At 60.7% G+C, this 14,709-nt stretch carries 9 protein-coding genes; 3 read left to right on the plus strand and 6 right to left on the minus strand.

Annotation, left to right across the window (positions count from 1 at the left end):
- A partial coding sequence (locus AC1D1L_RS31520; protein WP_477345307.1) for a DUF4347 domain-containing protein occupies positions 1 to 2,286 on the minus strand: 2,286 nt, incomplete at its 3' end.
- 92 nt (positions 2,287 to 2,378) lie between these two features.
- On the minus strand, positions 2,379 to 2,693 hold the full coding sequence (locus AC1D1L_RS31525; RefSeq protein ID WP_477345308.1) for a hypothetical protein: 315 nt from the start codon (positions 2,691 to 2,693) through the stop codon (positions 2,379 to 2,381).
- Positions 2,694 to 3,812: 1,119 nt separating this feature from the next.
- On the opposite strand from AC1D1L_RS31525, the gene AC1D1L_RS31530 reads away from it, so the two are divergent.
- On the plus strand, positions 3,813 to 8,246 hold the full coding sequence (locus AC1D1L_RS31530) for a glycosyltransferase (protein WP_477345309.1): 4,434 nt from the start codon (positions 3,813 to 3,815) through the stop codon (positions 8,244 to 8,246).
- Positions 8,243 to 9,367 carry a tetratricopeptide repeat-containing glycosyltransferase gene (locus AC1D1L_RS31535; RefSeq protein ID WP_477345310.1) on the plus strand — a complete coding sequence of 375 codons (1,125 nt, stop codon included), beginning with the start codon at positions 8,243 to 8,245 and terminating at the stop codon, positions 9,365 to 9,367. Before AC1D1L_RS31530 ends, AC1D1L_RS31535 begins: the two co-directional genes overlap by 4 nt.
- 125 nt (positions 9,368 to 9,492) lie before the next feature.
- Here AC1D1L_RS31535 and AC1D1L_RS31540 read toward each other — a convergent pair whose 3' ends face one another.
- Positions 9,493 to 10,221, minus strand: coding sequence for a glycosyltransferase family 25 protein (locus AC1D1L_RS31540; RefSeq protein WP_477345311.1), 729 nt, complete (start codon positions 10,219 to 10,221; stop codon positions 9,493 to 9,495).
- A gap of 69 nt (positions 10,222 to 10,290) precedes the next feature.
- Positions 10,291 to 11,136, minus strand: coding sequence for a hypothetical protein (locus tag AC1D1L_RS31545; protein ID WP_477345312.1), 846 nt, complete (start codon positions 11,134 to 11,136; stop codon positions 10,291 to 10,293).
- Positions 11,137 to 11,275: 139 nt separating this feature from the next.
- Between AC1D1L_RS31545 and AC1D1L_RS31550 the strand changes: the two genes are divergently transcribed.
- Positions 11,276 to 12,079, plus strand: a complete 804-nt coding sequence (locus AC1D1L_RS31550) for a hypothetical protein (RefSeq protein ID WP_477345313.1) — start codon at positions 11,276 to 11,278, stop codon at positions 12,077 to 12,079.
- A gap of 109 nt (positions 12,080 to 12,188) precedes the next feature.
- On the opposite strand, the gene AC1D1L_RS31555 is transcribed toward AC1D1L_RS31550, so the two are convergent.
- Positions 12,189 to 13,169 carry a 2-dehydropantoate 2-reductase gene (locus tag AC1D1L_RS31555; protein ID WP_477345315.1) on the minus strand — a complete coding sequence of 327 codons (981 nt, stop codon included), beginning with the start codon at positions 13,167 to 13,169 and terminating at the stop codon, positions 12,189 to 12,191.
- 2 nt (positions 13,170 to 13,171) lie between these two features.
- Positions 13,172 to 14,698: an acyl--CoA ligase gene (locus tag AC1D1L_RS31560; RefSeq protein ID WP_477345316.1), complete on the minus strand. Its 1,527-nt coding sequence runs from the start codon at positions 14,696 to 14,698 to the stop codon at positions 13,172 to 13,174.
- Between the last annotated feature and the right edge of the window lie 11 nt (positions 14,699 to 14,709).

A 14,709-nucleotide genomic window follows, 5' to 3' on the forward strand; every position in this document is an offset into this window, starting at 1 on the left:
AGCGCCCGTGGCACCAGTCGAGCCGGTGGCCCCTGTCGATCCTGTTGCTCCGGTATCGCCCGTTGCACCAGTCGAGCCAGTCGCTCCGGTCGAGCCGGTTGCACCTGTGGCGCCGGTTGCGCCAGTCGAACCTGTCGCTCCGGTATCACCCGTGGCACCAGTCGAACCGGTAGCGCCGGTCGCACCTGTGGCTCCGGTTGCGCCTGTCGCACCAGTAGAGCCAGTCGCTCCGGTCGAACCAGTTGCCCCGGTCGAGCCGGTTGCACCTGTGGCGCCAGTCGAACCTGTCGCTCCGGTATCACCCGTGGCACCCGTCGAACCGGTGGCACCAGTAGCGCCCGTGGCACCAGTCGAGCCGGTGGCCCCTGTCGATCCTGTTGCTCCGGTATCGCCCGTTGCACCAGTCGAGCCAGTCGCTCCGGTCGAGCCGGTTGCACCTGTGGCGCCGGTTGCGCCAGTCGAACCTGTCGCTCCGGTATCACCCGTGGCACCAGTCGAACCGGTAGCGCCGGTCGCACCTGTGGCTCCGGTTGCGCCTGTCGCACCAGTAGAGCCAGTCGCTCCGGTATCGCCGGTTGCTCCGGTCGAGCCTGTCGCACCAGTCGAGCCGGTGGCGCCGGTCGAACCTGTCGCTCCCGTGTCGCCAGTTGCACCTGTGGCTCCGGTTGCGCCTGTAGAGCCTGTCGCTCCGGTCGAGCCTGTCGCACCTGTGGCTCCGGTTGCGCCTGTCGCACCAGTAGAGCCGGTTGCCCCGGTATCGCCTGTCGCACCAGTAGAGCCGGTTGCCCCGGTATCGCCAGTCGCACCGGTAGAGCCAGTCGCACCGGTAGAGCCAGTGGCGCCGGTAGAACCTGTCGCTCCGGTATCACCCGTGGCGCCGGTCGAACCGGTAGCACCGGTAGAGCCCGTGGCACCTGTCGAGCCCGTTGCACCAGTCGCTCCGGTATCACCGGTTGCTCCGGTCGAGCCTGTCGCACCAGTCGAGCCGGTGGCGCCGGTCGAACCTGTCGCTCCCGTGTCGCCAGTTGCACCTGTGGCTCCGGTTGCGCCTGTAGAGCCTGTCGCTCCGGTCGAGCCAGTCGCTCCGGTAGAGCCGGTTGCACCAGTAGAACCTGTCGCTCCCGTATCGCCGGTCGCACCTGTGGCGCCCGTTGCACCAGTCGAACCAGAAGCACCCGTCGCGCCAGTCCCACCTGAAGCGCCCGTGGCGCCGGTCGCACCAGTCCCACCTGAAGCACCTGTGGCGCCCGTGGCGCCCGTTGCACCGGTCCCGCCCGAAGCACCTGTCGAGCCAGTCGCACCCGAAGCGCCTGTCGCACCAGTAGCGCCCGTGGCTCCTGTCGCGCCGGTGGCGCCCGTCGCGCCGGTGGCGCCCGCGCCGGTCGCACCTGTGGCACCGGTCGCGCCTGCGGGTCCTGTCGGACCCGTGGCGCCTGACTGCGTGAGGGTGAGAGTCGCCGGCGCAAACGTATTGTTATTATCGCCATTATTACCGGCATCGGGCGCGAAAACAAAAGCGGTGCCGGCTAGGTTGTGTGTAAGTGTAGCATACACGTTGAAGTTGTCATCGTAAATAATATAGTCGTGCAAGTTATTTGGAATTGTTACAGTTATTGCGAACGAAAGAGCCTTGCCACCGTTAGTCGCGGATGGAAGTGAAAAACTGCCGACTACTACATTGCCTGTCGTATCCACGAGATAATAGGTGTTGACAGCAGTGCTGTTGCCGTTGCCCTGTATCGTGCCAGTGACCGTCAGATCACCCGATGCAAGCACGCCGGTGTAACTTGCCACTCCATCTGGAGTCAGCGGCGGCAAGGGCGTGGAAGCGGCCGCGCGTGCGGATAATTCTAATTCCCAGGCGCCGCCCAGGGCCACTGCGCCAACCAGCGACCTGGATGCGCAAACGGTCGCGCCGACGGTCTCTTCCAGCGCCGTTACGAAGGCCTCGCCAGCATTCCCTGAAGCCGTCTCGCAGCTCCACAGCCGCAGCTCGCCGTCAGCGGCAAGCGCCCTGCCGATTGCGGCAAGACCCTCAGCCTCTTCCCTCAGTGTGGCGGCCGACCATTCTCCTGCCGTGAAGCTAACCCGGCCAGGCGCGCCATGCGCGAAGACGTGCACCGCGTCGAGCCCTTCGTGTCCTGACAATGCCGCGGCGATCTGCTGCGCCGCCGGTCGGCGGCCGTCCAGCACGACAGTCCGGACTTCGGGTCGCACGTTGCCGAGAACTGTCTGAAGGTCGGAGACTGAAGGGTCGACAAAGAGAATTTCAGAGGCACGGGCCATGACTGGCTCCTGTTGGCTTCGAATTCAATTCAAGGGGAAACCGCCCACCGGCTTTGCCGGCGAGCGGTTGGGACAAGGGGACTTGGGAGAGGTCATCGTCCGAACGGCCCGACGGCGCCGTCGGGACGTTCGACAGCGGGGCTCTCTACGCGGAGGAAGCTGCAGGCCTGGAAATTCCCGCCATCGTCAAACGTGCCAATCGCAAATGAGCCGGCTGCGGCCGGAACCTTGACGGTGACAGCGACGGCGAGGCTTCGCTTGGCGGCCTTGGGAAGAATGACCTGAGCGACGATGGCGCTCTTGGCCGTGTCCAGGATAAAATAAGGCACATTTTCGGTCGTGTCGCCGGTGGGCAAGACGCCTCTAACGGCAACTTCCATGACCGCAAACCCTGCTATGTAGCTCATCATGTCCTCCTTGGTCGACGGCGGCTGCGCCGCTGTGTGTCTTGTTTCGTGCCTAGGTTTCTATCGCTGCCGAGAGCCCGCGCTCGCTGGGGCCGGCCGCGCTTCTATTGGCACTCGAGCCGCGCGCATTGAGCAGCCTGCAGCTCCGTGAACCAACCGGCGACGCGCATTGCGACGAAACGCACGCGCAAGGCTTGACGGCCTCTTAGTGCCGCTCGATCGAGCGGCGTCCCACTTGTCTTCACTGAGGGTGCGGAGTTCGCAGGCGTGCGGCGGTCCACAGGGCGCCGACGAATACCCGTCAATCGCGGGGCAATCCTTGCTGGCGAGAAGGTGCGGATAATTGAGGGGTTGAGCGAAGCGGAAACCTGCGTCGCGAGCGCATCGTTTCGCACTTGGTATCACACCAACCACAGCCAACTCCCAACATGCGTGTCAACTTGCGAGGGAATCGACTACTTGCAAGGGAACATCAGGTTGGGAAAACGCCGACCTTGAGTTCAAGGCACTACGACGTCTTCTTTGCACGCCACCAAACACCCTCTGCGCCCTCACGCACGAAGTGACTTGCTCCAGATACTCTCCTGGCTTCGCAGACCGCACGGACCGACAGGCCTACTGCCCGGTCCGCGGAAACCCTCCCATACATAAGGCATTAGTAAATTATAAAATTAGCAACTTGTAAATAACCTGTTTACGATTTGTTAATTGCGCAACCACGGCTAAGTACCTTGGCAAACATCGAGATGGCGCGCATGCGGCCAAATGCATCGAAAAATCCGGGGCTTAAAGATGCTCCGCCTTCGTTAGCGGCGGACCCTTGATATCGCGGCGGAGCTTTTGCGTGAGTGATTGGCCCGATTGGAAGGTTATTCGCCCCCTTCGTCCAAGGCGACCGCGAGGCCCTTGCTGCGATGGAAAGTGCTGGCTAACAATGGATGGCGCTGAGGTCGCGTTTTGCAACAGAGGTCATGCAAGATGGCCGGGGCAGGGGGCAATGCACATGGGGCATGAAGCTCGGACACGTCCGCATCGGAGCGGATCGCTGTCCCAGATGACACCCTGGCACAAATGTGACCGCCTCGGCGCGCAGTCCTGCGGGGAGCCGATAGTCAGCATATGACAAGCGGTAAGCGCCTTTGCCTCAACATGATCGTCAAGAACGAGATGGCGAACCTTCAACGCTGTCTCGGGGCGGTTGTCGACCACATCGACTGCTGGGTCATCGGCGACACCGGCTCGACCGACGGGACCCAGGATTTCGTCAAATCGTTCTTCGCTGCCCGCAACCTGCCGGGCGAGCTGCACGAGTTTCCATTCCACAATTTCGAGCAGGCTCGCAACGCCGCGCTCGATCACGCCTATGCCTCGCCGCTCGCCTATGACTATCTGCTGTTTGACGACGCCGACATGGAACTGGTGGTCGAGGACGCGAGCTTCCGCGAGCGGCTCGACGGCTCGGGCTACCGGCTGTTGCAGCGCTCGGATTCCGGCCTCGCCTATTGGAACACACGCCTTGTCAAACGCGACGCCGGTGCACGCTACCATGGCGTGACCCACGAATATCTCGACGTGCCCGGTGGCGTGCAGGAACTGAGAGGTGCCTGGTACAAGGACCACGCCAGCGGCTCGAACCGGGTGGACAAATTCGAGCGCGATGCCAAGCTTTTGCTGGAGGCCCTAGAGAAGGATCCGGAAAATCAGCGATACTGGTTCTACCTGGCGCAATCCTACCGCGACGCCGGGCGGATGGCGGAGGCCGCGGTGGCGTACGCCAAACGCGCCGCCATGGGCGGTTGGGACGAGGAGGCGTGGAACGCCCGGTTGCAAGAGGCGCGCTGTCTGCGCAAACTCGGCGACGAGGCTGGCTTCATTCAACAGGCGCTTGCCGCTTTCAATCAACGCCCGCAGCGCGCCGAACCGCTTTATGATCTTGCGCGATTCTATCGCGAGAAAGGGATGAACGACGCCAGCGTGTTGTTCTCCGAAGCAGGGCTGGCGATCAAGCGTCCGGAACAGGATATCCTGTTTCTCGAGGATTTCGTCTACACGACAGGCCTGCGCGAAGAGTTTGCGATCGCGGCGAATTATGCGCGCGACCCGGTGCGCAAGGATCGCGGTTTCGCGGCGTGCAACTGGTTGGCGCTGGAGCGGACGATCGGCGACGGCCCCAGGGAACTGGCGCGGTCGAATTTGTATTTCTACATGCAGTCGGCAAAAGCGATGATGCCGTCCTTCAGCGCGCGCCCGGTCGGATTTGCCGCGCCGGACGGCTATCGGCCGATCAATCCGTCAGTAGCGAGATTGGGCGATCAGCTCCTGCTGGTGCAGCGAAGCGTCAACTATACGCTGACCGGAGATGGACAATATAAGACTCCCAACGAGGCACCGATCCACACGCGTAATTTCCTCCTTCGGTTGAGCGACGATCTGGGAGTTCAATCAGCAGCAGAGATCCTGCCGCCGGCCGACTTGCCGGAACCCGCTTGCAATTTGGTTCTAGGCTTCGAAGACATCCGTCTATTTGCCTGGCGAGGCCAGCTCTGGAGTGTCGCGTGCGTGCGCGAACTGACGGCGGACGGATGGTGCGAACAGGTCATTGCGCGCATCGACGACCGAGGACCCGGGCCGTACCGCCTGACGGACTGGCGTGTGCTCCACCCCACGGGGCCGAAGCTCCACGAGAAGAACTGGATGCCCCGGGTCAAGCCGGCTGGCTCGGATAGCGGTGGCGAGCAACTGCAATTCATTTATCTGTGCGACCCAACGCGTATTATCGATGATCGTGCGCAAACGATTTCGGAGAAGGCGCCGGCTATCTCTGCCGACCAATTCAGGGGAGGTACGCAGGCAATTGCGATCGACGGCGGATGGCTCGCGATGATCCACGAATCGTATGTCAGGCCGCCGGAGGGGCGGCGCGACTATCAGCACCGATTCGTCTGGTTCGACGAGGCGGATACTTTGCTGAAGGTGAGCCGCCCATTCTTCTTCGACAGGAAGGGCGTCGAATTCGCTGCTGGCCTGGCTTGGCATCCCGACGGAAAGCGGCTGCTGATTTCTTACAGCATCGCCGATAGCGAATCCTGGATCGCGAGCGTCGATGCTGACGATGTCCGACATGTGCTGGAGGATGCGGAGCGGCCACCATCGGCGACGCCGGGAATGAGAGTTAGCGTGCCAAGCGTTGCGAGCCGCGGCGCCAACCCTGCGCATGTTACTGCGTCGTTGCGCCAAACTGAAAAGCCATCGATCCCACAAACCTTCCACTTCATCACGGGTCTCGATGGAAATTTTGGGGGCAAGCCGTTCTCGTTCATTCACTACATGGCGATACGCTCGGCGTTGTGGGTGAATCAAGGTTTCCGGGCGAAAGTGTATTATCATCATGAGCCCAGCGGGAAGTATTGGGATGCGATCAAGGGAGACGTGGAACTCATCTGCGTCGACTTGCCGACCGAGGTGTTCGGCAATCCGGTCGAGCATTTTGCGCACAAGGCGGACGTCCTGCGATTGCGGATACTGCTCGAGCAAGGCGGCATTTATCTTGATCTTGATACGATCTGCCAACGCCCGTTCGAGCCGCTACTCGATGGTCGCGTCGTCATGGGACGCGAGGAAAGAGCTCAGAACGACGGCTCCAGGAAGACGGTAGGTTTATGCAACGCCACCATCATAGCGCCGCCGCATGCTGAATTCCTCCGCCTGTGGTATGAGGCCTATCGCGACTTCACGGGCGGCACGGTCGGCGACGCTTGGAACAAGTTCTCGGTTCAGGTTCCGATGGCGCTCGCGAAGGAACGCCCGGAATTGCTCCGCATTGAGCCTGCTGCATCATTCTTCTGGCCTGGCTGGGACCAGGCAGGCCTGGAAGACATGTTTTCAAAAAACCGCGAGTTCCCCGAAGCGTACTCATTTCATCTATGGGAGTCGCAATCGTGGCCGCTAGTCAGGGACCTCGACGCGAACGCCGTCATGGAGGTCGACACTACCTATAACAAGATCGCGCGAAGGTTCGTCGTTTCCGACGACTCAACGGAAGAAATCAAACGGCACTTTTCGCTAATTTATGAGAAACAGAGTTGGGGACATGGAAGCGGTGTCGGGTCATCACCTGACAAGACCGTGGAATACCGCGAGTTCCTCCAACGGTTCATGACGCGAAACGACATCCGCAGCGTCGTGGATCTTGGCTGCGGTGATTGGCAGTTCTCGCGTTATGTAGATTGGAGCGAGGTAAGTTATGTCGGAGTCGACGTTGTTTCGTCAGTTGTCGAGCGCAATCAACGTGAATTTAGCAGCGGCAAGATTGGGTTTGAAACGTTCAAATCGCTCGCAAAACTTCCGCCCGCCGATCTTCTCATTTGCAAGGACGTCCTGCAGCACCTTCCCAACAAGACGGTAAAGGAATATCTGGCGGCATTTCGGAAGAAATACAAATTCGCACTCATTACCAACGACGAGGAACCGGCACACCTCCAGAACACCGATATCGAGGTTGCAGGATGGAGGACGCTCCGATTGGACCGCGCGCCTTTCAGCGAACGGGGCGCGAGCGTCTTCTCCTGGACCGTTCTCTGGGGCTCGGCATCGACGAAGAAGTCGACCTTTCTCTTTCTCGGCGACGCCGTGGACGCAGACGCAGTGCATACGGTATATCGCGCCTTACTAGGGCGCGAACCCGAAAACGAGGCGTCGATCCGTTGGCATCTACAGCGCGCAGCGAACCTGGAAGCGCTCCTGGGTAACTTCACGGGCAGCGATGAGTACAAGTTCAAAGGTGCGCGCGGCGGAAGCGCCTTGCAAGAAACGCTGCTGGATTTTCTATCGAAATTCACTCCAAGGAGCGCGGTCGGCTGCGCAAAGATTCGAGTTGGCAATAAGACCGGCGACGGGGGTTACGTGATGCTGGATGATTTTGAGGGGATTGTCGGAGCATTGTCGGCGGGCATCGGCAACGACGTGTCTTGGGATCAAGAAATCGCCGATCGCGGGATAGATGTCTATCAATTGGACCACACGATCGCTCGCCCGCCCACCGCTCACGAGCGATTCCATTTCTTTCGCCGAAAGATTTCATCAAACGCAACCGATAGCTCAGAGTCTATCCGAAGCGTGATCGAGAAGGTCCCAGACTCCAAAGGACGATTGATTTTCAAGATAGATGTCGAAGGCGCGGAGTGGGAGGCCTTTGAGGCGGTGGGAGTCGACGATCTGCGTCGCATCTCGCAACTCGTGGGTGAATTTCACGGGTTCTCGAACGCGGCGAACAGCGACTGGCGTGACCGGGCGACGCAGGTCATCACCAAGTTGAATGACGTGTTCCAAATTGTGCACGTGCATGGAAACAACTGGTCGCCGCTCAATGTGATCGCCAACGTGCCGTTCCCCGAAGTGATCGAGGTGACCTTCGCCAATCGTTCGATGTACCAATTTGAGGACACTGCAGGCACCTTTCCTACATCTGTCGACCGGCCGAACCGTCAAGACCGTCCCGACATTTTTCTTGGGTCCTTGGCCTTCAAGCGCAAGTCCGGGAGCAACTCCCCTTGAAAATCGCCGTTTACACGATCGCCCTCAATGAATCTGCTCATGTAGAGCGCTGGGCGATGTCGGGGGTCGACGCGGACTACCGCATCGTCGCCGACACTGGCAGTACCGACGACACCGTTCAGCGATTGGAAAGTGCGGGCGTCACGGTGCATAGGATTGCGATCCGGCCTTGGCGCTTCGACGACGCGCGGAACGCTGTCTTGGCATTGGTTCCGGCCGATACCGACGTGTGTATCACCATGGATATGGACGAATTCCTTGAACCCGGATGGCGACCGAAGTTGGAAGCGGCGTGGACGCCCGGAACGACCGCAATCTGGTGTCGTTCTTCGCGGCGTTCGCGCCTCGACGATCCCGAACCGCGAACGTGGCCGGCCAAAAAAATTCATGCCCGTTGGGGTTACCGATGCAAGCGCGCCGTCCACGAGACACTGTGCTTTACCGGCGAGCAGGAGGTGACGCAGGCCTGCGACGACATAGTGATAGCCGAACTCCAAGACCATACCAAGACTACCCGCAAACAGTATCTCCCGCTCATGGAGCAGGTCCACAAGGAAGATCCCGACGACCCTCAGATATGCTTCTGGCTAGGCCGGGAGTTGATGTGGGCCAACCAGCAAGAGCGGGCCGTTAAGCTGCTTTGTCGCTATCTTGCGCTGCCGACAAGCACATGGAGCGAAGAAAGATCCGAGGCAATGCGATACCTGGCTCGTATGCTACCGGAGCTGAGGTTGTCCTGGTTGGACAAGGCGCGGATGGAAGCACCCCATCGCCGAGAGATTTGGCTCGACCTCGCCGAAGAGTTCCACGGCAAGGCCGACTGGCTGAATCTGTTCTGGGCTTGCGCCAACGGGGTCGAGAACACGCACCGCACCAACAGCTATCTGGACGACCCGAGTTGCTGGGGTTTTCGGTTGTTTGATTTGGGTGCCGTCGCCTCGTGGCATCTCAATGCGATGGACCGTGCGGTAGAATGGGGGCAAAAGGCAGTTGAACTTGACCCAGCCAATCAGAGACTCAAGATTAATCTAGAGTTTTTCGTTCGGCTGCGGGAGGAGGGGCGGATCGGAGATATCAAGACACAAGTCCCCGCAGACGCCGCAACCGGACAAAGCGGCTGAGCAGGATATGCGAGCATATGGAGATATGCTGCGAGGGCTAATCCGGACGATGCGACCGCCTACCCGCGTTCGAAAAATTCTTGAGGCGAGCACCCTGGGCGGCGTCCGTTTCGCTGGATATCACTTCACGTGTTGATCCGTACCGATTCTTCGGGCCGTTCATTGCTGATCGCCAACGGTGGAAGGCACACATACGCTTTCAGCGACGGCATCACCCCATTTATGATGCAGTCAATTCCAGCATTGTTCAGCCTGAGGCCGAATCCCGCGAAATCGATGATCATCGGCCGTATTGGAAGGCACCAGTCGAGCAGCGCGCGTGCCCCTCTTGGAGAAACTGAATAACATACAAGACCCAAAAGATGGTGTGCTCGCAGAAGAACGGGTTCCGTTTCGGCCTCTTGAAAATCCTGGACATGTGTCATCACCTCTCCAGAAAAGAACTCAAGCCTTGCACCAGTTCCGCCTGGGAGGGCATCTAGCCATGCGTAACACCGCAGGCTTGCGCTCCAAAGGATGAAGTCCCAGTCACGAATGTTAGCCAACAGCGAATGCATGTGCGGCTCGAAGTGACGAGAAAAGATGGCATCGTCTTCGGCCACGGTTATTGCCTCACCCCGTCGAACTGCTTCTTTCCAGAGAGCGACGTGAGAAACAGCGCAGCCCAAACTGCCAGCTGCGTAATCTAGATCCGGAGAGATGATTTTTTCTTGTACAAGCCGGTCACGGTCCACAAATCTACCATCAGTCCCAGGAAATCTCTCAATACTTCGAAGATGATCGTTGATCTTATGAAATTTATCGAGACGATCAACGCTGCGATCAAGATTGATTACGTGAACATGATCTATCATTCGTCTCACCGTATTCTCGCCAGGCAGTGATTTTCGTTCTCGCTTGTTAATAGGCTGAGCGCGACCAATTCATGACTCGTTCGACTGAGCGGCGCAGACGTCTCCGTCAAAAGTATGAATCAATGCCCAGGACGTCGGTAATTGTGGCAAACTTTCGCTTTTCCGACTCTGAAAAGGCGATAACCCTGTCGCGCCTGTGGTGTGGGCTAGCGCCTTTTCTATTACCTGAGCGCCGGGGATCCGACCAAGGGTTTGCCTTAGCACTGCAGCCTCCGACGGTATGGGCTCGAAAACCACCGGCGTAATCTGATCGGCTCTCAGCATCCACTTGAGCTGCAGGCCCCCTTGGCCACCGACATCGACGAGCGTAATGCGCTCCTCTGCTGGTGTACGAGACAAATCACTATGCGCGTCAAACGTCTCAACCACCACGCTCATCAGGGCAAATTGCTCGCGTCCAGTGCCAGAATAGATTGGCTGGCGGTTATTGGAGCAGCCAATTGACAGTGTTGGATGACAACTCAGAAACGTCACCTCAACATCGAACAAGCCATCGGAAATTTCGTTGACCGAGATGTTTTTACTAATACCATCGTTGATTATGGTGCCGTCTGCGGAGATTTCTGCGACATCCAGAGAACCATAGTGATGGACGTAGAAATTAGCGGTAGCTGTCCGGCCGAATTTGAGACGGCATTTCATTCTGACAATTCTGAAGAGAACGGCTGAATCGTATAGACGCAAGAGATGCCAGTTCTGCCGTTCGGTGTCTGAGACAACAAGAGCTCCGTCTTCAAGGCGAATGGACATCTCGTGCGCCACCTGCCAATTTGAAAGGTTATCTCCGCTGTAAGTTTGCGAAAAAATAGCCGTGCCCACTCCTGATGCCTTGTCCGCTAGCAGAGCCTTCGCCATTGGTGAATTAGCATGGTATTGTAAATCGGGCGGTCGGACATCAGGAATCGAAGTGCTACGACGGGATTTCGCTACACTGTTGGCGGGCTTTGCGGTTGCATTAGTCGGCCGGGGCGTCCCGGGGAAGGGCTACGCTGCCATGACGTCATCGACCAGTCCCTCCCTGACGCTCCTTTCCGCCCCAATCGAGCTCGCCGGCGACTGGGGCCACATGCTTCCGCGCTCCGCCGATCAGGTCGTCGAGCGCATGCGGCACGCTTGCCTGGATGGCGTCCGCCTCGTCTCCGACCGCCAGCCGACGCGGCTTCGCGTCGACAGGCACGCGTCCGGCTCGCCGGCCGTGTGGCTACATCCGGACGGTAGCACCATGGCATGGATCATTGTCGACATCGGCGAACGGGACTGGTCAAAGCTCGCCTATCAGTTCGGCCATGAACTCGGCCATGTCCTTGCCAACAGCTGGCAGCGCGACGCCAAGCCGGCGCCGCCCTGCCAATGGCTCGAGGAAGCGACGGTGGAGGCCTTCTCGCTGCGTGGCCTGGGGCGCCTGGCGACAAGCTGGAAGGAGAATCCGCCATTTGCCGGCGACAACGCTTTCGGCGATGCCATTGCCGAGTATCGTGAGAGTATCATCGGGGGCTACGCCGCGCTCGCCGACAGCCAGGGGCTGAGCCGCGACGCCGCCGCCTGGTTCGGCGACCATCGAAGCGAGATCGAAATACCCGGTCTCAATCCGTTTGCTCAAGCAATGTCCCGGACCATCCTGACTGAGTACGAGGCGGCGCCCGACTGCGTCGAGGCGCTGGGCGCACTCAACCGTTGGCCCGGCCGCACAGGTGTACCGATCGCAGAGTATCTGAAGCTATGGGAGGCGAGTTGTGCGGAACTGCATGCCTCGCCGCGACTGCCGGTCCGGCTGCGCGAACTGTTGCGCATCACGTGACGGCTACGGGCCCGTACGGAACAATGCGGGAGCGTTGGCGATTCTGGTCCAATAAAGGGTCAATAAAATCAACGGCCTTGTCCGATCCTTCGGGCTCATCCGCGCCCCATCACCCGTAACACCCGCGCTCCACCGCCAGCCGCCGCAGCAACGCCAGCACGGCATCTATCGTCGGGGTCGGCCTGTCCGTTAGCCGGCCAAGTTCCTGGACTGCCGTCACCAGCGCATCGATCTCCATCGACCGGCCGCGCTCGAGATCCTGCAGCATCGAGGTCTTGTGCTCGCCGACATCGCCGGCGCCCTTGATGCGCCGGTCAACCGCTATGGGAAAGCGTACGCCGAGGCTTTCGCCGATCGCCTGCGCCTCCAGCATCATGGTTCGGGCAAGCATGCGGGTGCTCTCGTCGGCAACGATCGCGGCCAGCGTGCTGCCGGTCAGCGCCGAGATGGGGTTGAAGGAGAGGTTGCCCCACAGCTTCACCCAGATCTCGCTGCGGATGTCGTCGCGGACCGGTACCTGCAAGCCGGCCTTGACCATTTCCTCGGCCAGAAGCGTGACCCGTTCGCTGCGCTCGCCAGAGGGTTCGCCGAGCGAGAAACGCTTGCCGTCGACATGGTGGATGAGGCCTGGCGCATCGACTTCGACCGCAGGATAGACGACCGAGCCGATGACGCGCTGCGGCCCGATCCGCTGCCAGATGGCGCCGCCACGATCGACCGCGTTCAGCCGGGTGCCTTCGAGCGGCCCGCCGACGCCGTGGAAATACCACCACGGCACGCCGTTCTGCATGGTGACGACGGCGGTGTGGTCTCCCAGCAGCGGTGCGATCTGGTCAAGGGCCAGGGTGAGAGAATGGGCCTTCAGCGCCAGCACGACATAATCCTGCACGCCAAGCACCTCGGCCGCGGCGGCGGCCCGGACGGGGACCGAAATGTCCTGGCCATCCGCGATCAGGCGCAGGCCGTTTGCCTTGATCGCTTCCAGATGCGCGCCGCGCGCGACGATCGAAAGATCGATCCGCCCGGCCATGGCAAGCTTGGCCGCGAGATAGCCGCCGATGGCACCGGCGCCGAAGACGGTGACCTTCATCATCAAAGTCCGAGTTTGGCGGCAAGGCCGATACGCTGCAATTTGCCCGTCGCGCCCTTGGGGATCTCGTCCAGGATCAGGATCTTGCGCGGCACCTTGAAGTCGGCAAGCCGCGTTGCGGCATAGCTGCGAATGTCGCCCTCACTGGCACTGATACCTTCGCGCAGCACCACTGCCGCCGCCACCTCCTCGCCAAGCTTGTCATGCGGCATGGCGAAAGTGACGACCTGCGCCACCGCCGGATGATCCATCAGCACGTCGTCGACCTCGAGCGGCGAGATCTTTTCGCCGCCGCGGTTGATAATCTCCTTGAGCCGTCCGGTGACGCGCAGATAGAAGTCCTCGTCGAGCACGCCCTGATCGCCGGTGTGGAACCAGCCATGCGCGAAGGCCGTGGCGTTGGCGTCCGGGTTTTTCTCATAGCCTGCCGTCACATTGGGTCCGCGAATGACGATCTCGCCGGTTTCGCCGGGTTCGAGCAGCCGCCCGTCGGGTGCCATGACAGCCACTTCCGGACCGGCTGAGGCACCGACGCTGCCCGGTTTGCGCTGGCCCGGCGGCAGTCGGTTCGAGGCCATCTGGTGCGCCGCCTCGGTCATCCCATAGGATTCGATCACCGGGCAGCCGAAGGTCGCTTCGAGCTCGGCCATCACCTGCGCCGGCAGCGATGCCGAGGACGAGCGGATGAAGCGCAGACGCGCTGCCGACAGCGCCTCGGTGTTGCGCGGCGCCCTGGGCAGGATCGCCTGATGCATGGTCGGCACTGCGGTGTACCAGCTTGGTTGTGCCTCGCTCAGCCACTGGAAGAAGCGCAGCGCGTTGAAGCCGGGCGTGCAATAGATGCTGCCGCCTGTTGCCAGCGACGACAGCACGGCCGCGATCAGGCCGTGGATGTGGAAGAGCGGCATGATGTTGAGGCAGCGGTCATCGGCTGTCAGGCCTAGCGTCGCGCCGATATGGGCAGCCGAGGCCGCGATGTTGGCATGGCTGAGCGGCACCAGTTTTGGACGCGATGTCGTGCCGGAGGTATGCAGCAAAAGTGCGATGTCGCCGTCTTGCGCCATATCGGGAACGGCCTGCGGCCCGATCGCCGCGCCCTCGATCATAAAACTTCCGGCCGGTGCGTCGGGCTGCGCGACCAGCCGGAGCACGCCAATACCAAGGCGTTCGGCCACCGTCACCGCGGGGCCGGTGTCGCCCTCCGCAACGAGGATCGCCTTGGCGCCGATGTCGGTCAGGTAGAAATCAAGCTCATCAGCCCGGTAGGCTGGATTGAGCGGCGCTGTCGAGGCAGTGGCCGCCACGGCGACAAAAGCGGTGGCCATCTCTGGCCCGTTCGGCAGCACGATCGCCACCCTGTCGCCCCGGCCGATGCCGCGCTCATGCAGCTGTTTTGCCGTGGCGGCGATCAGACCGCGCAATCCGCCATGGCTGAGCGTCGCCCTGTCGGGTGCAAGGATCGCCGGAGCGTCATCGGCGCCGGCAGCGAGACGGCGGGAGAGCCCAAGGGAATTTTCGCTACTGGCCATGATCACCGACT

The sequence above is a fragment of the Mesorhizobium sp. P2_D6 genome, assembly GCF_056404315.1.